This window comes from Burkholderiales bacterium (assembly GCA_035560005.1).
GTDB lineage: Bacteria > Pseudomonadota > Gammaproteobacteria > Burkholderiales > Eutrophovitaceae > DASRFY01.
The window spans coordinates 1-19,466 of sequence record DATMAN010000092.1; the positions used below are offsets into that span (position 1 = coordinate 1).

At 66.2% G+C, this 19,466-nt stretch carries 18 protein-coding genes; 1 reads left to right on the forward strand and 17 read right to left on the reverse strand.

Going from position 1 to position 19,466, the window contains the following annotated elements:
* Window positions 1-88 precede the first annotated feature (88 nt).
* The 11 genes from VNM24_13670 to VNM24_13720 form a co-directional block, all read right to left on the reverse strand.
* Window positions 89-1,333, reverse strand: coding sequence for an amidohydrolase family protein (locus VNM24_13670; GenBank protein ID HWQ39629.1), 1,245 nt, complete (start codon window positions 1,331-1,333; stop codon window positions 89-91).
* Window positions 1,334-1,344: 11 nt separating this feature from the next.
* Window positions 1,345-2,109 (reverse strand): SDR family oxidoreductase, encoded by a 765-nt coding sequence (locus tag VNM24_13675; protein HWQ39630.1) that lies wholly within the window; start codon window positions 2,107-2,109, stop codon window positions 1,345-1,347.
* Window positions 2,110-2,247: 138 nt separating this feature from the next.
* Complete coding sequence (locus tag VNM24_13680) at window positions 2,248-3,195, reverse strand: alpha/beta hydrolase (GenBank protein HWQ39631.1); 948 nt, start codon at window positions 3,193-3,195, stop codon at window positions 2,248-2,250.
* Between the two features lie 200 nt (window positions 3,196-3,395).
* Complete coding sequence (locus VNM24_13685) at window positions 3,396-3,806, reverse strand: PaaI family thioesterase (protein ID HWQ39632.1); 411 nt, start codon at window positions 3,804-3,806, stop codon at window positions 3,396-3,398.
* A gap of 24 nt (window positions 3,807-3,830) precedes the next feature.
* Window positions 3,831-4,607, reverse strand: a complete 777-nt coding sequence (locus VNM24_13690) for an SDR family oxidoreductase (protein HWQ39633.1) — start codon at window positions 4,605-4,607, stop codon at window positions 3,831-3,833.
* 197 nt (window positions 4,608-4,804) lie between these two features.
* The gene (locus VNM24_13695; protein ID HWQ39634.1) at window positions 4,805-5,983 is read right to left on the reverse strand and encodes an acetyl-CoA C-acyltransferase; all 1,179 of its coding nucleotides are present in this window, start codon (window positions 5,981-5,983) and stop codon (window positions 4,805-4,807) included.
* A gap of 185 nt (window positions 5,984-6,168) precedes the next feature.
* Entirely contained in the window at window positions 6,169-8,268 is a 2,100-nt protein-coding gene (locus VNM24_13700; GenBank protein ID HWQ39635.1) for a 3-hydroxyacyl-CoA dehydrogenase NAD-binding domain-containing protein, read from the reverse strand.
* Between the two features lie 25 nt (window positions 8,269-8,293).
* Entirely contained in the window at window positions 8,294-8,989 is a 696-nt protein-coding gene (locus tag VNM24_13705; GenBank protein ID HWQ39636.1) for an ABC transporter ATP-binding protein, read from the reverse strand.
* A 13-nt stretch (window positions 8,990-9,002) separates the two neighbouring features.
* Complete coding sequence (locus VNM24_13710) at window positions 9,003-9,755, reverse strand: ABC transporter ATP-binding protein (GenBank protein ID HWQ39637.1); 753 nt, start codon at window positions 9,753-9,755, stop codon at window positions 9,003-9,005.
* The gene (locus tag VNM24_13715) at window positions 9,752-11,044 is read right to left on the reverse strand and encodes a branched-chain amino acid ABC transporter permease (protein ID HWQ39638.1); all 1,293 of its coding nucleotides are present in this window, start codon (window positions 11,042-11,044) and stop codon (window positions 9,752-9,754) included. Before VNM24_13715 ends, VNM24_13710 begins: the two co-directional genes overlap by 4 nt.
* 1 nt (window position 11,045) lies before the next feature.
* On the reverse strand, window positions 11,046-11,993 hold the full coding sequence (locus VNM24_13720; GenBank protein ID HWQ39639.1) for a branched-chain amino acid ABC transporter permease: 948 nt from the start codon (window positions 11,991-11,993) through the stop codon (window positions 11,046-11,048).
* A 417-nt stretch (window positions 11,994-12,410) separates the two neighbouring features.
* Between VNM24_13720 and VNM24_13725 the strand changes: the two genes are divergently transcribed.
* Window positions 12,411-14,051, forward strand: a complete 1,641-nt coding sequence (locus tag VNM24_13725) for a 3-(methylthio)propionyl-CoA ligase (GenBank protein HWQ39640.1) — start codon at window positions 12,411-12,413, stop codon at window positions 14,049-14,051.
* A 183-nt stretch (window positions 14,052-14,234) separates the two neighbouring features.
* Here the strand turns inward: VNM24_13725 and VNM24_13730 are convergent, their stop codons facing one another.
* From VNM24_13730 to pcnB, 6 genes are all read right to left on the reverse strand, one after another.
* A complete protein-coding gene (locus VNM24_13730) occupies window positions 14,235-15,164 on the reverse strand; it encodes a glyoxylate/hydroxypyruvate reductase A (protein ID HWQ39641.1) in 930 nt (309 codons plus the stop codon).
* Window positions 15,165-15,239: 75 nt separating this feature from the next.
* Entirely contained in the window at window positions 15,240-16,073 is an 834-nt protein-coding gene (gene panC / locus VNM24_13735; protein ID HWQ39642.1) for a pantoate--beta-alanine ligase, read from the reverse strand.
* A gap of 150 nt (window positions 16,074-16,223) precedes the next feature.
* Window positions 16,224-17,015: a 3-methyl-2-oxobutanoate hydroxymethyltransferase gene (panB, locus tag VNM24_13740; protein HWQ39643.1), complete on the reverse strand. Its 792-nt coding sequence runs from the start codon at window positions 17,013-17,015 to the stop codon at window positions 16,224-16,226.
* Window positions 17,016-17,192: 177 nt separating this feature from the next.
* Window positions 17,193-17,357: a hypothetical protein gene (locus VNM24_13745; GenBank protein HWQ39644.1), complete on the reverse strand. Its 165-nt coding sequence runs from the start codon at window positions 17,355-17,357 to the stop codon at window positions 17,193-17,195.
* Between the two features lie 251 nt (window positions 17,358-17,608).
* Entirely contained in the window at window positions 17,609-18,118 is a 510-nt protein-coding gene (gene folK / locus VNM24_13750) for a 2-amino-4-hydroxy-6-hydroxymethyldihydropteridine diphosphokinase (protein ID HWQ39645.1), read from the reverse strand.
* Window positions 18,115-19,464, reverse strand: coding sequence for a polynucleotide adenylyltransferase PcnB (pcnB, locus tag VNM24_13755; protein HWQ39646.1), 1,350 nt, complete (start codon window positions 19,462-19,464; stop codon window positions 18,115-18,117). The genes folK and pcnB overlap by 4 nt, the downstream gene beginning before the upstream one ends.
* Window positions 19,465-19,466 lie beyond the last annotated feature (2 nt).

A 19,466-nucleotide genomic window follows, 5' to 3' on the forward strand; every position in this document is an offset into this window, starting at 1 on the left:
TTCCGCGCGCTGAACACTGCGCCCAGCGACCACCGGGGCCCGCCGCAGACGCGGAGAATCCGGTCATGAATCGTACAGTTGACGGCTGTCATTGTCTGAGACAGTGAAAGGCGCCGCCTTTCATGACGGCGATCCGGCGACGGCCATCGCGCAGCACCCCGATATCCTGCAGCGGATCGCCCTCGATGAGCAGCAGATCAGCCAGGTAGCCCGGGCGGATCTGGCCGAGCCGGTCGCCCATCCCCATCAGCAGTGCGCCCAGGCGGGTCGCCGAGACGATGGCTTCCATGGGCGAGAAGCCGAGCAGCCGGACGAAGTGCTCGAGATCGCGCGCGTTGCTTCCGTTGGGATTCCAGGCGAAGCCGTAATCCCCGCCCGGCAGGATGCGCACCCCGCGGCGCTTCAGCTCGCGCATGTTCTCGATGGCGAGCTCCAGTTCGCGCTTCAGACCGCGTCGCGCCGCGATATCGGGCGTGATCCCCCACGGTCCGGCTTCGTGCACCGTCGTGTAGAGATGCCCGATCGCGGGCGCCACGAAGACGCGGTCCTTGCGCGCTTCGAGCAGGTCCTTGGCTTGCTCGTCGATCAGCGTGGCATGGTAGATTACGTCGATGCCGTGCCGCAGGCACATCTTGACCGATTCGGCGCTGCGGGCATGTGCAGCCACGCGCTTGCCGTGGGCGGCAGCCACTTCGCACACTGCGGCGACCTCCGCGTCGGTCATGACAGTGGCCTCGGCGGGCGCGGACGGGCTTCCGGCGTCTCCCGAGACGTTGACCTTGAGCGTGTCCACGCCTTCACGGCACATCAGGCGCGCATAGCGGCGGAACTCCTCGGCACCGTCGCACACCACCGCGTAGCTTTCGCGGTACAGGTGCATGAGCCGCACGTCGCCCAGCCCGGCCGTGACCGTCAACTCCGGGCTCGCGGCCAGCAGGCGCGGTCCTGGGATCTCGCCGGCATTGATGGCGTTGCGCACGACCACGTCGAGCCGCGGCTTGGCCGAAGCCGCGCTGAAGCAGCCGGTGAAACCCGCATCGAGCAGCCGGCGCGCGTTGCGCGCGGTGAGCAGCGTGTGTTCTTCGGGCGGAATGGAACCCAGCTCGATCGACGCGGCGACGTCGGTGAAGGAAAGATGCGCGTGGGCCTCGATCAGCCCCGGCATCAGCGTCGCCCCGCGGCCGTCCACCACGCGCGCCTCGCCACGCGGCAGCGATGTTCCCGCGGGCGCGAGTGCCGCGATGCGCTCGCCCTGCACCCGCACCTCGCCCGGGAACGGCGCCGCGCCGCTCCCGTCGAGCACGCGCACGTTGGTGAACAGCACTGCCTGCATGGACCGACCGGTCAGTTGCGCGGAGTTTCCAGCCCGCCGACGTACATGCGATTCCAGGTCGGGCTGACGATCAACTGATTGATGCACACGCGTGGTGGAAGCTCCGCCACGAAACGGATGACCGCGCCCAGATCCTCGGGTTGCAGCATCCGGGCACGATCCTCAGCGCTGGGAGGAACGGGGCGTTTCTCCATGATCGGCGTGGAGACCTCGGCCGGGCAGATGGCGCAGGCGCGGATGCCGTTGGCGCACTCTTCCATGTTGATGGTTTCGGTCATCGCGATCACGGCGTGTTTGGACGCGTTGTATGCCGCACCGGTCAGCTTGACGTGGTACACGCCCGACCAGGACGAGATATTGACGATGAGCCCGTCCTTGCGCGAGCGCATCCCCGGCAGCACGGCAAAGGTCGTGTAGAACGACCCGTCGAGGTTGACGCCGATGACTTCATCCCAGCCCTCCGGGGTCTGGTTCTTCCAGTAGCGGTTGGGCACGTTGAGTCCGGCGCTGTTGACGAGGATATCCACCCGCCCGTGGCGCTCGAGGATATGGCTCGCGGCGCGGCTCACCGCCTTCTTGTCGGACACATCCAGTGCTTCGGTATCGACGCTGAAGCCGCGGATGCGAAGCTTCTCGGCTTCCGGATCGAGCACTTCCTTGCGCCGTCCGCTCATGATCACCGTCGCGCCCGCTTCCGCCAGCGCCTTTGCCGCCGCCAGCCCGATGCCCGTTCCTGCTCCCGTGATCCATGCGACCTTGCCCGTCAAAGTAGCCATGTCAGCGCCTTTCTGCGACTTGCCTGTTCCCAATGCAAGGAAAAGAGAACCTTCAAGGACACCAGGAGAAACAGATACGGAATTTCCCGTTGCCGTGCGGACATGGCCGCAGTCCTCCTTGGGCTGTGCTTTTCGCGTTCAGCGAGGCCGCCTGAAAGCGTCGCGGAGCATTTCCGCAGACTCGTCCACGGCGCGCTTGGCGGCGTCGACCGCTCCGCCCATCAGATAGAAGCCGTGAATCATGCCCTCGTAGCTCGTCAGCCGCACGCGGTTGCCGGCCGCAATGAGCCGCTTTGCATACTCCACCCCTTCGTCGCGCAGCGGGTCATAGCCGGCCACCAGCACGAACGCGGGCGGCAGATCGGACAGATCGTCGGCCACCAGCGGTGCGTAGCGGAAGTCGTTGGCATCTTTCGGGCTGCGCAGATAGTGCCGGTAGAACCAGGTGATCGTCCGGCGCGTGAGCAGGTAGCCTTCGGCAAATCGATGGTGCGAATCCGTCTCCGGCTCCGGCGCCACGGCGGGATAGACGAGAAGCTGAAAGGCGAGCTTCGGATGACCGGCGTTTCGCGCCAGGATCGCGACCACGGCGGCGAGGTTGCCGCCCGCGCTGTCTCCGCCCACCGCGATGCGCTGCGCATCGCCGCCGAACTCCACGGCATGCAGCGCGATCCACTTGAGCGCGGCTTCGCTGTCCTCCACCGCAGCGGGAAACTTGAACTCGGGCGCCAGACGATAGTCCACCGCGACCACGATGCATTCGGCACGGTTCGCCAGCATGCGGCAGGCCGAGTCGTGGGTCTCCAGATCGCCGATCACGAAACCGCCGCCGTGATACCAGACCAGCACCGGCAGTTTCTCTCCGGCCTTGAGCTCGCGCGGGGTGTAGATGCGGATCGGAAGATGGCTGCCCGGGCCGGGAATGCGCCGGTCCTCGGTGCGATGGATGTCCTCGCGGACCTTGAGCTTGTCCACGCGCAGGCGGTATTGCTCGCGCGCCTGGTCGGGCGTGAGTTGCCAGAACTCCGGGGCGTTGGCCTTTCTGACCAGATCGATGACGCGCTGTGCTTGCGGATCCAGCGGCATGTTTCGCGGCCTACGAATCAACCACCAGGGCGCCAAAACGCGTTGAACTCCGGGATCCCAAAACGGGCCCTGTGCGCGCCGACGGATCCGTCTGCGACCTGCGCTCGTCAATGTCCGCCCGCGGATTGCTCATGTGACCTCTCGTGTCCTCTGTAGTGGCGTCTCGTCCGGATTCCCCTGGTGTCCTGCTGCCTTGGTGGTCAATCCCTGTTTTCCGAGGGGTACAGGAGTTTGAACGTGCCGGTGGCCTTGGCGAGCAGGGTACCGTCCTCGCTGCGCAGTTCTCCCTCGGAAAAGATGAGCGAACGGCCGGCACGCTGGGCTCTGCCTTCCCCGAGCACCGGTCCCTTCGCCGCCGTGATGAAGTTGACCTTGATCTCCACCGTCAGCGCGCCGTTGCAGCGCTCGTCCAGCGAACGGCCGGCGCTGGCCAGCGCCACGTCGAGCATGGTCATCAGCACGCCGCCGTGCACCGAGCCCCAGCTGTTGTCGAACTCGGCGCGCGGCTCGAGTCGCAGCCGAACCATGCCCGGCTGCTTGTCCGTGATGCGGATTCCCAGGTGCTCGACGAAGGGAACATGAATGTCGAACCCGGCCTTCTGCGCGCACACGACGCCGCTTCCTCCAGTGCTGCTTCAGATCGCGGTATATCCGCCATCCACGGCGATGGTCTGGCCGGTGATGTAGGCCGATGCGTCGGAGGCGAGCAACACCGCCACGCCCTTGAGGTCTTCCGGGCCGCCCAGGCGCTTCAACGGCGTCTGTTGCACGATGTACTGCTGCGAGTGGTCGATCATGACCTGCGACATCTTCGACGGAAAGACTCCGGGCGCGATGGCGTTGACCGTGATGTTGTAGCGCGCCCACTCCGCCGCGAGCGAGCGGGTGAAGTTCACCACGCCGCCTTTGCTGGAGTTGTAGGCGATCGTGGGCATGAAGCCGGGCTCGGTGCCGACCAGCCCCGCGATCGATGCGATGTTGACGATCCTGCCGTAGCGGCGCGGGATCATCGACAGCTTTCCCACCGTCTGGCTCAGCAAGAAGATCGCCGTGAGGTTCAGATTGAGCACCTTGTGCCAGGCGTCCAGCGGATGGTCTTCGGCCGGCGCGCCCCAGGCCGCGCCGGCGTTGTTGATCAGGATGTCGATCTTCTCCAGGCGCTGGAGAACTTGCTCGACCATGGGCCTGACCGCGTCGGTGCTTTGCAGATCGTTGACCACGGTCAGCGCCTCGATGCCCAGCGCGGCCAGATGAGCCTTGGCTTCCTCCAGCTCGGGCGCCTTGCGCGCGGTAATCGCGACCCGGGCACCCATTTCACCGAGGGCTTCGGCCATCTGCAGCCCCAGGCCGCGGGAGCCGCCGGTGATCAACGCGACCTTGCCGGACAGATCGAACAGTTTCTTGACGCTCATCGTTAAGCCCTCGTGAACCTCAGTGGCACAGCGGCGCAGAGAATGACGAACCCCACGACGGACCTCCCGAAACGCCAAGCGCACCACGGAAGGACGTCGCGAAACAATGCGTTCTTCTCGGTGTTCTCGGTGACCCGGGGATTCGATCTTGCTTCGGGATTGTCTATGGCTCCTTGTCTGCGTGGCAAATCAGACCGTCAGGCGACCTCGAAAAGGCCGGCCGCACCCATCCCGCCGCCGATGCACATGGTGACGACCACGTACTTCACGCCGCGGCGCTTGCCCTCGATGAGCGCGTGGCCCACGAGACGGCTGCCCGTCATGCCGTAGGGATGCCCCAGCGCGATCGAGCCGCCGTTGACGTTGAGCCGCTCGTCGGGAATCCCCAGGCGGTCACGGCAGTAGAGGACCTGCACCGCGAACGCCTCGTTCAGCTCCCACAGTCCGACATCCTCGAGCTTCAGCCCGGCCTGCCTGAGCAGCTTCGGCACCGCAAATACCGGCCCGATGCCCATCTCATCGGGTTCGCAGCCCGCGACGGCAAATCCGCGGAACGCACCCATCGGCTCGAGACCCTTGCGCGCCGCGACCCGATCGCTCATCACGACCTGTGCCGAAGCGCCGTCGGAGAACTGGCTGGCATTGCCGGCCGCGATCACTCCACCCTCCAGCGCCGGCTTGATCTGGGATACCCCTTCGTAGGTGGTATCCGGGCGGATGCCTTCGTCCTGGCTGACCGTGACCTCCTTGATCGACTCGCGGCCGGTCTCCTTGTCCACGACCTTCATGCGCGTGGAGATGGGAACGATCTCGTCGTGGAACCTGCCGGCGGCGCGCGCGGCCGCGGCACGCTGCTGGCTGCGCACTCCGTAGCGGTCCTGCGCCTCGCGCGCGATCTTGTAGCGCCTGGACACGTTCTCGGCCGTCTGCAACATCGTCCAGTAGATTTCCGGCTTGTTCCTGGCGAGCCATTCTTCCTCCAGCATGTGCCTGTTCATCTCGTTTTGCACGCAGGAGATCGACTCCACGCCGCCGGCCACGAAGATCTCGGCTTCGCCCGTCATGATCCGCTGCGAAGCCAGCGCCACGGCCTGCAGCCCGGAGGAGCAGAAGCGGTTGACGGTCATGCCCGAAACAGTCACCGGCAGTCCCGCGCGAAGCGCGATCTGGCGGGCGATGTTCATCCCCGTGGCGCCCTCGGGATTGGCGCAGCCCATGATCACATCGTCCACTTCGGCGGGCTCGAGCTTCGCGCGCTCGATCGCCACCTTGACGACGTGCCCGCCCATGGTGGCGCCATGGGTCATGTTCAGCGCGCCTTTCCAGCTCTTGCACAGCGGCGTGCGCGCCGTCGAAACAATCACTGCCTCTGTCATAAGACCACCTCTGCATCGACCGCCAGGGACGCGGAGGAAGACCGCAACAGCGAAACACAGGACACGAAGGCAAGAAGAGGGTGCGCTACGGCGGGTATTGCGACCCTCTTCCGGGTCCGTCGTCTTCTGACGAAGTTTCGCCTCTTGCTGGCATTCCTTCCCGTGCGTCCTCCGCGGTGAGCGCTTCAGTTATTGAACTTTCCGCCGCTGGCGGCGAGCCGCGCGAGCAGCGGCGCAGCCACCCAGTGTTCCGCCCGGTATCCCCGGCGATAACGCTCGATCGCCGCCAGGACCTTGTCCAGGCCGATGGTATCGGCATGGAACATCGGACCGCCGCGGTAGCGCGGGAAGCCGTAGCCGAAGGCGTAGATTACGTCGATATCGGACGCGCGCTGGGCGATGCGCTCCTCCAGTATTCTCGCGCCTTCGTTGACGAGCTGATAGAGCAACCGCTCGACGATCTCCTGGTCCGGGATCTTGCGCCGCTCGACGCCGACCTCGCGCGAAGCCTGGACGATGAGCTGCTCGATCTGCGGATCGGGAATCGGCTCCCGGCTGCCTTTTTCGTAGCGGTAGTAGCCGGCCCCGGTCTTCTGGCCGAAGCGGCCCATCTCGCAGATCCGGTCCGCGATCTTCGAATAGCGCTCGGTGGGCGGGCGCGTGGCCGCCTGTCGCTTGCGGATATACCAACCCACGTCGAGACCGGCGAGGTCGCTCATCCGGAACGGCCCCATCGCGAAACCGAAGGCCTCGATCGCGGCGTCGACCTGCTGGGGCAGCGCACCCTCCTCCAGGAGGAAAGCGGCCTCGTTGAGGTAGCGGTGGATCATCCGGTTGCCGACGAATCCGTCGCACACGCCCACGCATACCGGCACCTTTCTGATCTGCTTGCCGAGCTTCATCGCCGTGGCCAGCGTCTCTTTCGAGGTGCGCGCGCCGCGCACCACTTCGAGCAGGCGCATGACGTTCGCCGGACTGAAGAAGTGCAGGCCGAGCACCGACTCGGGCCGCCGGGTCGTCGACGCGATTTCATCGACGTCGAGCGTCGAAGTATTGGTCGCAAGAATGGCCGTCGCCTTGGCGATGTCATCGAGCTTCGCGAACACTTCCTTCTTCAGCGCCATGTCCTCGAACACCGCTTCGATGACGATGTCGGCGTCCTTGACCGCTGCGATGTCGAGCGTGCCGCGGATGAGGCCCACGCGCCGGTCCATCTCCTCCTGAGCGAGCCGGCCTTTCGACACCGTGCCGGCATAGTTGCGGCGGATGGTCTCCAGCCCCTTGTCCAGCGCCTCCTGCCGGGCTTCCACCACGACGACCGGAATGCCCACGTTGGCGAAATTCATGGCGATTCCGCCACCCATCGTGCCGGCGCCGATCACCGCGGCCTTCCGGATCTCCCGGGTCGGCGTATCGGCAGGGACGTCATCGATCTTGGCGGCGGCGCGTTCGGCGAAGAACAGATGGCGCAGCGCGCGCGATTCGTCGCTCTTCACCAGCTTCTCGAATTCCTGCCGCTCGAAGGCCACACCCTTGGCGAACGGCATCGTCACCGCCGCTTCCACGCAGGCGACGATCGCGAGCGGCGCCGGATAGCCGCGCCACTCCCTGTTTACGCGCGCTTTCGCGCCGGCGAAGAATTCCGCCGACGGGCTTCCGAGCTGGACGCTCAACTGGCTGGTGCGGCGCACGCCCCTGCCGTCCTGGATGGCCCTGCGCGTCCAGGCCAGAGCGCCCTGGCGCAGGTCGCCGGTGATGATCTCGTCGACGATGCCCAGCTCCCTGGCGCGCGCGGCGTCGATCGGCTCACCACTGACCATCATGTCCAGTGCGCGCTCCACCCCGATCAGGCGCGGAAGCCGTTGCGTGCCCCCCGCGCCGGGGAGAATGCCGAGCTTGACTTCCGGCAGCGCGAGCTGGGTCTGCGGCGCGGCGAGCCGATAGTGGCAGGCGAGCGCCAGCTCGAGGCCGCCACCCATCGTCGCGCCCGACAGCGCGGCCACCACCGGCTTGGTGACCGTGTCCAGATAGGCGAGCACGTCGGGCAGCGTGGCCAGGTTCGGATCGCGCGGCTTGCCGAACTCGCTGATGTCCGCGCCGCCGCAGAAGTTCTTCCCGGCGCCGATCAGCAGAAAGGCGCGCACATGGGGATCGTGCTCGCCCTGCTTGACGGCGTCGAGAATGGCCTGCGGCACGCCCTTGTTGACCGCCAGGGCGTTGACCGGCGGGTTGTCCAGCGTGATCACGCCGATCGCGCCCTGCGTTTGGTAGTCGACTAGCGCCATAAGATCCTTCGTGTGAAAAGCCTTTCTACACCTCCAGCCACTCCTTGCGCACGGCATCGTTGGCGCGCAGGTCGTCCGGCGTGCCTTCGAACACGATGTGGCCGTGGCCCATCACGTAGACCCGCTGCGAGATGCGCAGCGCGATAGTGAGCTTCTGCTCCACGAGCAGGATCGAGGCTCCGCGGTTCTTGATCTCCTGAAAGAGCCCCGCCACCTGCTCCACGATCTTCGGCGCAAGCCCCTCGGTCGGCTCGTCGATCATCACCAGGTCCGGATCTCCCATCAGCGTGCGGCACAGGGTCAGCATCTGCTGTTCCCCGCCGGACATGACACCCGCGGGAGCGCCGTCGCGCGCCTTAAGCTGCGGGAAGAGCGCGTACATGTCGTCGATCGACCAGCGCCCCTTGCGGCGCGCAGCCTTCATCCCCAACAGCAGGTTCTGGCGCACCGTGAGCGTGGGGAAGATCTCCCGGTTCTCGGGCACGTAACCCAGGCCGCGCCGCGCGATGACATAGGTCGCCAGCCCGCTGATCTCCTCGTCCCTGAAACGGATGGAGCCGGTGTGCCGGACCTGGCCCATGATCGCCTTGATGGTCGTGGAGCGCCCCACGCCGTTGCGCCCGAGCAGCGACACGATCTCGCCCCGCCGCACGTTCATATGAACGCCGTGCAGGATGTGGCTCTTGCCGTAATACGCGTGCAGGTCCTTGACTTCCAGCATGCCGCTTTCGCCGTCAGTGCTGCTCGGTGCCGAGATAGGCTTCCTGCACCGTCTTGCTGGCGCGGATTTCTTCCGGCGAGCCCGTGGCGACGACTTCGCCATATACCAGCACCGAGATCCGGTCGGCGAGATTGAACACCACGCTCATGTCGTGCTCGACCATGACCAGCGTCTTTCCCTGAGTGACGGCGCGGATCAGCTCGACGGCGTCGTCGGTTTCGCTGCGACTCATGCCGGCGGTGGGCTCGTCGAGCAGGATCACGTCGGCGCCGGTGGCGAGCGTGATGCCGATCTCCAGCGCGCGCTGTTCGGCGTAGGTCAGCATGCCGGCGGGCCGGTCGCGTCGCCGGGCCATGCCGATTCTCTCCACGATCTCGTCGGTGCGCTGCTTCACCGACTTCAGGCTTCCGACCGGGTGCCAGAACGAATACCGGTAGCCGGTCGCCCAGAGCACGGCGCAACGCACGTTTTCGTAGACCGAGAGCCGGGGGAAGATATTGGTGATCTGGAAGCTGCGCGACAGACCCTTGCGGTTGATGATGTGCGGTTCCAGGTTGGTGATGTCTTCGCCCTTGAGCTCAATGCGCCCCGAGGACACGGGGAAGCGGCCGCTGATCAGATTGAACAACGTGGACTTCCCGGCTCCGTTGGGACCGATCATCGCGTGCCGCTCGCCGCGGGCGATGTCGAGCGTCACACCGTTGATGATCGACGTGCGCCCGAAACTCTTGCGCACATCGACGAGCCTGAGGACCGCGTCGTTCATGCGGCCTCCCTGGCCTGCAACTGCGGCGTGATGTCGTCCCAGGCGCGCCGGACCGAGCGCGCGGCCCGGCTGAACAGCGCGAGCCCCACGGCGAGCAGCGCGAGAATCGCCAGCCAGGAGCCGATCCGTCCCGGATCGAGCGCGATGCCGAGGAAGCGGAAGGTGCGCGTCGCCGCCTCGTGGGCCTCGACGTGGTAGATCATCTCCACGAGCCCGACAAGGCCCGCCAGCATCACCGCGCCCGTGGCCGCCCCCAGCGCATACGACGGCAGCAGCCGCTTGATCAGTCCCGCCGTCCACACCGGACGGTGCATCGTGATCAGGTTGGCGATCCCGCCCGGCGAGAACAGGATGATGACCAGGAACAGCAGCCCGAAGTACAGCAGCCAGGCCTGGGTGTAGGTCGACAGCGCCGACTGCAGGAAGGTCACCAGCACGGCGCCCAGGATCGGCCCCCAGAAGTGGCCGATCCCGCCGATGAAGGCCATCAGCACGGCGTTGCCCGAGGCCACCACGCCCAGCGTCTCGGCAGTCACGATTTCATAGTTGATCGCAGCCAGTCCTCCCGCGATGCCGGCGAAGAAGCCGGCCAGCGTCAGCATCAGCCAGCGCACGCGCGTGGGGTTGTAGCCGACGAACTGGGCGCGCTCCGGGTTGTCGCGTACCGCGTTGGCCATGCGGCCCAGCGGCGTACGCGTCAGCGCGTACATGAGCAGCATGCACACCAGGCACCAGGCGGCGATCAGATAGTAGACCTCGATCTGCGGCCCGTAGCTCACGCCGAGCATCGGACCGCCCGCCGTGCGGTTGGTGGCAATGCCGCCCTCGCCGCCGAAGAACGCCGTGAACATGAGCGCGCTGGCAGCCACCATTTCCGCGATGCCGAGCGAGATCATGGCGAACGGAGTCCCGGCGCGCCGCGTGGTCACGAAGCCGAGGATCAGACCGAAGAACAGCCCCGCCGCACCGCCCACCAGGGGCATGAACGTGATGGGGAACCACAGCTTCCCGGCGCCGACCCAGTTGATCGCGTGCGCGGTGAAGAAAGCGCCGAGCCCGAAATAGACGGCGTGGCCGAAGGAGAGCAGCCCGGTCTGTCCCAGCAGCATGTTGTAGGACAGCGCAAAGATGATGGCGATGCCCATCTGCGAGAGCATCGAGAGCGCGAAGCTCTGGCGGAACGCCATCGGCAGCAGCGCGAACAGCGCCGCCACCCCCAGCCAGAACAGCGGCCGCCGCCAGCGCAGAACGGGCGCGGCCACACCGGAAAGCGCGATCGAACGCTGCATCTCAGGTCTCCCGCGTCCCCATCAGGCCGCGCGGGCGCACGATCAGCATGAGCACCATCAGCAGGTACGGCAACACGGGCGCGGTCTGGGAGATGGTGATCGTCGCCAATCCGTGCCAGGCGGAATCCGCGCCGACTTCGATTCCCATGGCGCGGAGCACATGCGCGACCGAATAATCGAGCGCCACCGAAAAGGTCTGCAGCGCGCCGATCAGCAGCGAAGCGATGAAGGCTCCGGTGAGCGAGCCCATGCCGCCGAACACCACGACGACGAACACGATGGTGCCGACGGCGGCCGCCATCCCGGGCTCGGTGATGAACATGTTGCCGCCCAGCACACCGGCCAGGCCGGCGAGCGCCGCGCCGCCCGCGAACACGAACATGAAGACCCGCGGCACGTTGTGGCCGAGCGCCTCGACCATGTCCGGATGGGTGAGCGAAGCTTGCACGATCATCCCGATGCGCGTGCGCGTGAGCAGCAGCCATAACGCGATCAGCATTCCCACCGACACCAGCATCATGAACCCGCGATAGGCCGGATATTGGGTGGTAAACAGCGTGAACAAGGTGAAATCGAGGGACGCCGGGATGCGATAATCCACCGGCGCGCGGCCCCAGATGAGGTGGACGATCTCCTCGATGACGTAGGCCAGTCCGAAGGTGAAGAGCAGCTCGGCGACGTGGCCGAACTTGTGAACCGTGCGCAGGCCGTAGCGCTCGGTGAGTGCACCGATCGCGCCCACGGCAAGCGGCGACAGGAACAGCGCGGCCCAGAACCCCACATGCAGGCCCATCTGGTACGCGAAATAGGCCCCCAGCATGTAGAAGCTGGCGTGAGCGAAGTTCAGCACGCCCATCATGCTGAAGATGAGCGTCAGGCCCGAAGAGAGCATGAACAGCAGCAGCCCGTAGGACAGGCTGTTCAGCAGGGTGACGAGGAAGAATTCCATGGCGTGCGCGGTTCAGCGGGCGCTATCGCGCGCGACGGCGCGGGGGCAGGCAACACCGCCCACGGCACAGGCCTTCACGGCGAGCATTCCCCCACTCATCGCTGCGGATGCCGGCCACTCACCGGCAATCGCCAATGGCGCGAGCTCGCCGGCCATCCTTTCGATGGTCACCATTGCCGAAGGGAGCACGTCGTCCTCTGGTTTTGTCTTGTGGTTGCGCCGACCGCACGCACCGCCGCGGCGCCGGGATCCCGGAATGGCTGTTGTTATGGGCCCGCAGGCCGCTCGATTCTATTCGGAGCGCGGCGGCGTTGTAAACGCCGGGCGCGGCCCGCGGCGTGAGCCGCCCCGGCGTGACCCTGGCGCGCGGAGGTTCTAGAATCGCCCGCCAAGAAAACCATCGAGGAGGAGCGCGCCATGCAGGGCCTGATGATGGACATCCCGCTGCTGGTCTCGTCGCTGATCACGCACGCGGACCGGTTTCACGGCGACACCGAGATCGTCACGCGCACGGTCGAGGGACCGATTCACCGCTACACCTACCGCGAAGCCCACCGCCGCAGCCGGCAGCTGGCCAATGCGCTTGTCGCCCTCGGCGTGAGGCCGGGAGACCGGGTCGCCACGCTGGCATGGAACACCCATCGCCACTTCGAGATCTACTATGCGGTCTCCGGTATGGGGGCGGTCTGCCACACGATCAACCCGCGGCTGTTCCCGGAACAAATCGCCTACATCGCCAACCACGCCGAGGATCGCCATTTCTTCTTCGACCTCACGTTCGCCCCGCTGGTGGAGAAGCTTCTGCCGCACCTGAAGACAGTCAAGGGCTTCGTGCTGCTGACCGATCGCGCCCACCTGCCAAGCAGTGCAATCGCCGACCTGGCGTGCTACGAGGATCTGATCAACGCGCATTCCGACCAGTACCGGTGGCCGCAGTTCGACGAACGCACCGCCTCGTCGCTGTGCTACACCTCGGGCACGACCGGCAATCCCAAGGGCGTACTCTATCAGCACCGCACCACCATCCTGCACTCCTACGCCGCGGCGCTGCCCGACGCGCTGAACCTGTCGGCCCGCGATGTCGTGCTTCCGGTCGTGCCGATGTTCCATGTCAACGCCTGGGGCCTGCCCTACGCCTGCGCGCTGACCGGCGCGAAGCTCGTGTTTCCCGGCGCCGGCATGGACGGTGCGAGCCTGTACGAACTGTTCGAGAACGAGAAGGTCACGGTCTCGGCAGGCGTTCCGACCATCTGGATGGGACTGCTCGCCTACATGAAGACCAACAAGCTGCGGTTTTCCACCCTCAGCCGGACGGTGATCGGCGGCTCGGCGTGCCCGCCGGCGATGATCCGCACCTTTCAGGAAGAATACGGGGTGCAGGTGCTGCACGCCTGGGGCATGACCGAGATGAGCCCGCTCGGGACCGTCTGCACGTTCAAGGCCAAGCACCTCGACCTGCCCGCGGAGCAGCGCTACGCATTGCAGAACAAACAGGGCCGGCCGATCTACGGCGTGGACATGAAGATCGTCGACGGCGAAGGCAAGGATCTTCCGTGGGACGGCAAGGCGTTCGGCGATCTGCTGGTGCGCGGCCCGTGGGTACTGAAAGAGTACTTCCGGGGGGAAGGCGGCGACCCGCTGCGGCGCGACGAACAGGATCGTGGATGGTTTCCGACCGGCGACGTCGCCACGATCGATCCCGATGGCTACATGCAGATCACCGACCGTTCCAAGGATGTCATCAAGTCCGGCGGCGAATGGATCAGTTCGATCGATCTGGAGAACACGGCGGTGGCGCATCCGGCGGTCGCCGAAGCCGCCGTGGTGGCGGTGCGCCATCCGAAGTGGGACGAACGGCCGCTGCTGATCGTGGTCAGGAAGCCGGGCGCCAGCGTCAGCAAGCAGGACCTGCTCGCCTTCTTCGAGGGCAAGGTCGCGAAATGGTGGATTCCCGATGACGTGGTGTTCGTCGATCAGTTGCCGCACACCGCGACCGGGAAGCTGCTCAAGACCAAGCTGCGCGAGGACTTCAAGGACTACAAACTGCCCACCGCCTGAGGGCAAAGCGGCGCACAGGCACAGGGAAAAGCCAGACACAGGTTGAACCGACCACGGCGCCAAGGGGCCCAAGAACTGCCAGAAAAGCAAAATCAGGGGCCGGCTTCCTGGAGGTCTTGGTGTCCTCGGGTGCCTCGCTTCAAGCTTCGGGTTTCCTCCGCGCCTTCGTCGCTCCGTGGTTCATCAGTATCCCCTCGCGAGATCGACGATGCCCATGGGCGGGTCGCCGCGCTCCAGCCGCCGGATGTTGTCGATCACCTGCGCCTGGACTTCCGAGCCGACGGTGGGCGCGGCCACGTGCGGCGTGATCATGATCTTCGGGTGGCGCCAGAAGGGATGCGAAGCCGGCAGCGGCTCCTCGCGAAACACGTCCAGGAACGCGCCTTCCAGTTGGCGGCGATCGAGCGCGTCGATCAGGTCCTGGTCGACGAGGTGCGCGCCGCGGCCGATGTTGACCACATAGCTTCCTCGCGGCATGGCGGCGAATGCGCGGGCGTCGAGGATGTTCTCGGTCTGCGGCGTGAGCGGCAGCACGTTCACCACCACGCGCGAGCGTGAGAGGAAGCGCTCGAAGCTCTCGGGGCCCGAGAAGGTCTCCACTGCGTCCAGGCGCCTGGGCGTCCTCGCCCATCCCGCCACTGCGTAGCCGAGCCCCGCCAGCCGCTGCGCCACGACCCGGCCGATGACGCCCAGCCCCATGACGCCGACCGGGAAATCGCGCGCCAGGAACGGGTCGAGCTGCACCCAGCGCGCCTGGCGCTGCAAGGCTTCCAGTTCGCCCATGCGGCGCTGGAAACGCAGCACGGCGTAGACGGCGTATTCGGCCATCTGGGCCGGAAACCCCACGTCGACCAGGCGTACCAGGGGCACGCCGCGCGGCAGTTCCGGATCGGTCGGGATCGGATCGACCCCCGCGCCCAGGGCGAGGATCGCACGCAGGTTCGGGAACTGCGCAAAGAACCCGGGCGGCGGTTTCCAAACCAGCGCATAACGCACTTCGTGCGCCGACCCGGTGTCCGGCCAGACTCGAAACGCAAGATGAGGCAGCTCGCGTGCAAAGGCCTCGCGCCAGGGCTGCGGATCGTCGGCCGGGTTGTAGAACAGGATGGTCACGGGACGGAAACTCGCATCCGCGTCGCGCCCTTGCTCCGCACCCGCGGTGCGCGCGGTTGCATCGGAACGCGACAGCTACGGCGCGCTGACCTCGAGATTGTCGATCAGCCGCGTCTGGCCCAGCCGGGCGGCACCGAGCACCACCAGCTCCTTTGCCTGTGCGTCCGGACGCAGCAGGCCGCGCTGGGTGCGAACGACCACATAATCGACCTGCCAGCCGTGTCGCGCGAGCAGCGCGCCCGCGGCGTACTCCATGGCAACGAAGTTGCGGTCACCGGCTTCGATCGCTTCCTTGATCTGCAGCATCGCCTGGCGCAGCCGCGGCGCCTCCTTGCGCTCCTCGGCCGACAGATAGCGATTGCGCGACGAAAGCGCCAGGCCGTCCGGTGCGCGCACCGTCTCGGCCGGAATGATGCGGATGGGCAGCGCGAACTGATCGACCATGTGACGCACGATCGCGAGCTGCTGATAGTCCTTCTTGCCGAACACCGCGACGTCCGGCTGCACGATGTTGAACAACTTCAGCACGACCGTGCACACCCCCCGGAAGTGCCCCGGGCGGAAGCGCCCCTCCAGCTTGTTAGCGACCTTCGGCGGGTCGACGAAGAACATCTGCGGCTCGGGATACATCTCCTTTTCGTCCGGATGGAAGACGATGGTGTTGCCGACGGCCGCGAGTTTCTCGCAGTCCTCCGCCAGGGTGCGGGGATACTTGTCGAAGTCTTCGCCCGCCCCGAACTGCAGCCGGTTGACGAAGATCGTCGTGACGGTCACGGGCGCGTGTGCCTGGGCGATCTTCACCAGGCTCAGGTGCCCGTCGTGGATGTTGCCCATGGTCGGCACGCAGCCGATGCGGGGCTCCCCCTTCAGCCGCTGGCGCAGTTCCTTGATCGTTCCTATGACTTCCATCTTCATTCACCCCAGAACCAGAGTCATCCCGCCAAGGGCACCACGGCACCGAGAAACGAAAAGTTCTTTCTTGGCGCTCTGATGTGCTCGGCAGTTCGTTGTTGTTTGCGAACTTCTCTGTGTCCCTGTGCCCTTGGGGCGAGATTCGCGTCAAAAACTGTGCTCGGGGCCGGGGAAGGTGCCGGCCTTCACCTCGGCCACGAAGTTCGCGATCGCCTGCTGCACCGAGCCGGCACCTTGCATGAAGTTCTTGACAAAGCGCGGCTTCTTGCCGGGATAGACGTCGAGCATGTCGTAGAGGTTGAGGATCTGGCCGTCGCAGTGCGGGCCGGCGCCGATGCCCATGACCGGAATCTCCAGCGCTTCGCTCAGCGCCCGGCCCACGGGTGCCGGCACCAGCTCGACGACCATCAGGCTGGCGCCCGCTTCCTGCAGGGTTTTACCCGATCGAATCAGCGCCTGCACCGCGTCTTCGGTCTTGCCCTGAACCCTGTATCCGCCGAGCGCGTGCACCGACTGCGGCGTGAGACCGATGTGACCGCAGACCGGGATCCCCCGCGGCACCAGGAAGGCCACCGTCTCGGCCATGATCTCGCCCCCTTCGAGCTTGATCATCTGCGCCCCCGCGCTCATCAGTCTCGCCGCGTTCTCGAACGCCTGTTGCGGGCTTTTCTGGTAGCTGCCGAACGGCATGTCGCCGATGATCAGCGCGCGCTGGGTTCTTCGCGCCACGCAGCGCGTGTGGTAGATCATGTCCTCCATGGAGACCGGGAGCGTCGAGTCGTGGCCCTGGATCACCATGCCCAGAGAGTCGCCGACCAGAAAGGTGTCCACACCCGCGGCGTCGAGCAGTGCGGCGAAGCTTGCGTCCGTGCAGGTGAGCATCGTGATGCGATCGCCCTCCTCGACCATCTTGCGCAATGTGCTTGTCGTGACTTTCATGGGTCTTGACCTCCAGCCCCGCGGACACAGAGGCACGGAGAAACCCCGAACCACCCACCAGGAACCTCGAGGCGATCGGGAAGTTCGGGATGCCGATCCGTGCCTTCTGGTGCTGTCGGGTCGTTGTTCTCCATAGCGGTGCTCTGTGTCTGGAGCCTCTGTGGCGAATGCCTATCGTTATTGCCCCCGGCTGAACAACTCGCGCAGGTCGTGCATTTCCGTGACGCGGCGCAACAATAAATCATAATCCGCGTCGCCATCAACAAAACTCAGCGTCGCTGCCGACGATCGACAACGGGGCAAGATCGAAGCGATAAAGAACCTGCGGTTCTGCTCCGCCACCGCGCCAGGCAGTGGTCGTCAATCGCGCCGTCGTAGAGCACGCCCCGGCGCCTGACGAGGTCGAGCAGCGTGTCTGGCCTCGCCTGCAGATGCCGGGGCGCGAGCGCGGGGCGCTTCGGGTCGCGCTAGAAACGGATTGACATCCGGCTTGCTCGAGCATCGATTCGCGCCCGAGCCGCCCGGGGGGCTTGCGAGCCAGGCTGGTCTTCGCCGCCCCGATCGGGCCTTTTACTACGCGGCAGCGTAAGCGCTCAAGCAGGCCCAACGAGCGTCACTCCATGCCGGGCGACCCTGGCCGCCAGCTCGGCCGCCGACCCGTGTCCGGGAATCGACGCGTGCGGGGCAATCTCGGCCAGGGGAACCAGCACGAAGGCGCGCTCGTGCATGCGCGGATGCGGAACGCTCAGCTCGGGCTCTGTCAGGATGCGATCGCCGAACAGCAGCACATCCAGGTCGAGCGTGCGCGGCGCGTTGCGCGCCCCGCGCACGCGACCATGTCGCGCCTCGATCGCGAGCAGCATGTCCAGCAGTTGCCGCGGCTCCAGTTCGGTGAGGACTTCGGCGACCGCGTTGATGAACTCCGGCTGGTCGTTGTAACCGACCGGCGCCGTGCGATAGAGGGAAGATCTGCGCACGACGCGGGTGGCGGGCAACCGATCGATCTCGTTGAGCGCGATCCTGACCTTGCCGATCGGGTCGTCGAGGTTGGCGCCGATACCGATGAAGGCCACTACCGCATTGCGCGGGGGCGTCGCGCTCATGGCGCGTCCGGCACCGGGGTAGCTTGCGGCAGGGCCGATTTGCGGCGGCGCCTGCGCCGCCGTGCGCTGGGGGCGGCGGGCAACAGCATCGCATGGCGTTCCTGGTCGCCCGCGTCCTGGAATCGCGCCCACCACCGGCCCACCTCGGGGTCGACTTCGCCGCTGTCGCAGCGAAGCAGCAGAAAGTCGTACGCCGCGCGGAAGCGCGGGTTGCCGAGCAGCGCGAAGGGGCGTCTGCCCGATCGCTGCAGCAGCCGCGGCTGCAGCAGCCAGATCTCCTTCATGTCGGCAGTGAAACGGCGCGGAATCGCGAGGTTTCCGGCAAGCTCGTTGACGACTTCATCGATGGCCCTGAACAGCGCAGGCGCCGGCTTCAGACCGGCCTCCTCGCCACGCTTCCAGGCGGCGAGCACCTCGTGCCACAGCAGTGCCGCGAACAGAAATCCGGGAGACACCGGCCTGTCGGCGCGCACGCGCTCGTCGGTGCGCTGCAAGGCGAGCATCACGAAGCGCTCGCCCAGGGGTTGCTCCAGAATCACATCGAGCATCGGCAGCAGGCCGTGGTGCAGTCCTTCCTCGCGCAACTGCAGCACGCACTGGACCGAATGGCCGGACAGCAGAAGCTTGAGCATTTCCTCGAACACGCGCGGCGCGGGAACGTTTTTGAGCAGCGGCGCGAGCTTGCGGATCGGTGCGCGCGTGCGCGGCTCGATCTTCAGTCCGAGCTTGGCGGCAAGGCGCACCGCGCGCAGCAGCCTGACCGGATCTTCGCGATAGCGCGCTTCCGGCTTGCCGATCATGCGCAGGCGCCGCGCCCTGAGATCGGCCAGCCCGCCGCAGTAGTCGAGGATGCGCTCGGTGGTCGGATCGTAGAACAGGGCGTTGACCGTGAAGTCGCGCCGCGTTGCATCCTCCGCCTCTGTGCCGAACACGTTGTCGCGCAGGATCCGGCCGTGCTGGTCGGTGAGCGCCTCTTCGCTGTCGGCCACGACATGCTTCGCGCGAAACGTGGATACCTCCACCACCTCCTGCCCGCAGAGGACGTGCACCAGCCGGAAGCGGCGGCCGATGATACGCGAGCGCCGGAAGGCACCGCGCACCTGCTCGGGCGTGGCGCTGGTGGCCACGTCGAAATCCTTGGGCTGCAGTCCGAGCAGCAGATCGCGTACCGCGCCACCGACCACGTAGGCGGTATGCCCTTCGTTCTGCAGGGTGGAGACCACGCGCCGGGCGCAAGCGCTGATGCTGTCCCGGGAAATGCCATGCCTGGATTTCGGAATGACGACGGGCTCGGCGGCGCGCGATGACCGGCCGGAGAGTATCCGGCGAAGCAGCTTCCGAATCATCC

Excerpts from the sequence above, each read along its gene's own strand:
- VNM24_13700 (HWQ39635.1), bottom strand. The coding sequence starts at position 8,268 with ATGGCGCTAGTCGACTACCAAACGCAGGGCGCGATCGGCGTGATCACG.
- VNM24_13715 (HWQ39638.1), bottom strand. The coding sequence starts at position 11,044 with ATGCAGCGTTCGATCGCGCTTTCCGGTGTGGCCGCGCCCGTTCTGCGC.
- panC (HWQ39642.1), bottom strand. The coding sequence starts at position 16,073 with ATGGAAGTCATAGGAACGATCAAGGAACTGCGCCAGCGGCTGAAGGGG.
- panB (HWQ39643.1), bottom strand. The coding sequence starts at position 17,015 with ATGAAAGTCACGACAAGCACATTGCGCAAGATGGTCGAGGAGGGCGAT.
- VNM24_13690 (HWQ39633.1), bottom strand. The coding sequence starts at position 4,607 with ATGAGCGTCAAGAAACTGTTCGATCTGTCCGGCAAGGTCGCGTTGATC.
- VNM24_13720 (HWQ39639.1), bottom strand. The coding sequence starts at position 11,993 with ATGGAATTCTTCCTCGTCACCCTGCTGAACAGCCTGTCCTACGGGCTG.
- folK (HWQ39645.1), bottom strand. The coding sequence starts at position 18,118 with ATGAGCGCGACGCCCCCGCGCAATGCGGTAGTGGCCTTCATCGGTATC.
- VNM24_13705 (HWQ39636.1), bottom strand. The coding sequence starts at position 8,989 with ATGCTGGAAGTCAAGGACCTGCACGCGTATTACGGCAAGAGCCACATC.
- VNM24_13725 (HWQ39640.1), top strand. The coding sequence starts at position 12,411 with ATGCAGGGCCTGATGATGGACATCCCGCTGCTGGTCTCGTCGCTGATC.
- VNM24_13710 (HWQ39637.1), bottom strand. The coding sequence starts at position 9,755 with ATGAACGACGCGGTCCTCAGGCTCGTCGATGTGCGCAAGAGTTTCGGG.
- VNM24_13695 (HWQ39634.1), bottom strand. The coding sequence starts at position 5,983 with ATGACAGAGGCAGTGATTGTTTCGACGGCGCGCACGCCGCTGTGCAAG.
- VNM24_13675 (HWQ39630.1), bottom strand. The coding sequence starts at position 2,109 with ATGGCTACTTTGACGGGCAAGGTCGCATGGATCACGGGAGCAGGAACG.
- pcnB (HWQ39646.1), bottom strand. The coding sequence starts at position 19,464 with ATGATTCGGAAGCTGCTTCGCCGGATACTCTCCGGCCGGTCATCGCGC.
- VNM24_13670 (HWQ39629.1), bottom strand. The coding sequence starts at position 1,333 with ATGCAGGCAGTGCTGTTCACCAACGTGCGCGTGCTCGACGGGAGCGGC.
- VNM24_13680 (HWQ39631.1), bottom strand. The coding sequence starts at position 3,195 with ATGCCGCTGGATCCGCAAGCACAGCGCGTCATCGATCTGGTCAGAAAG.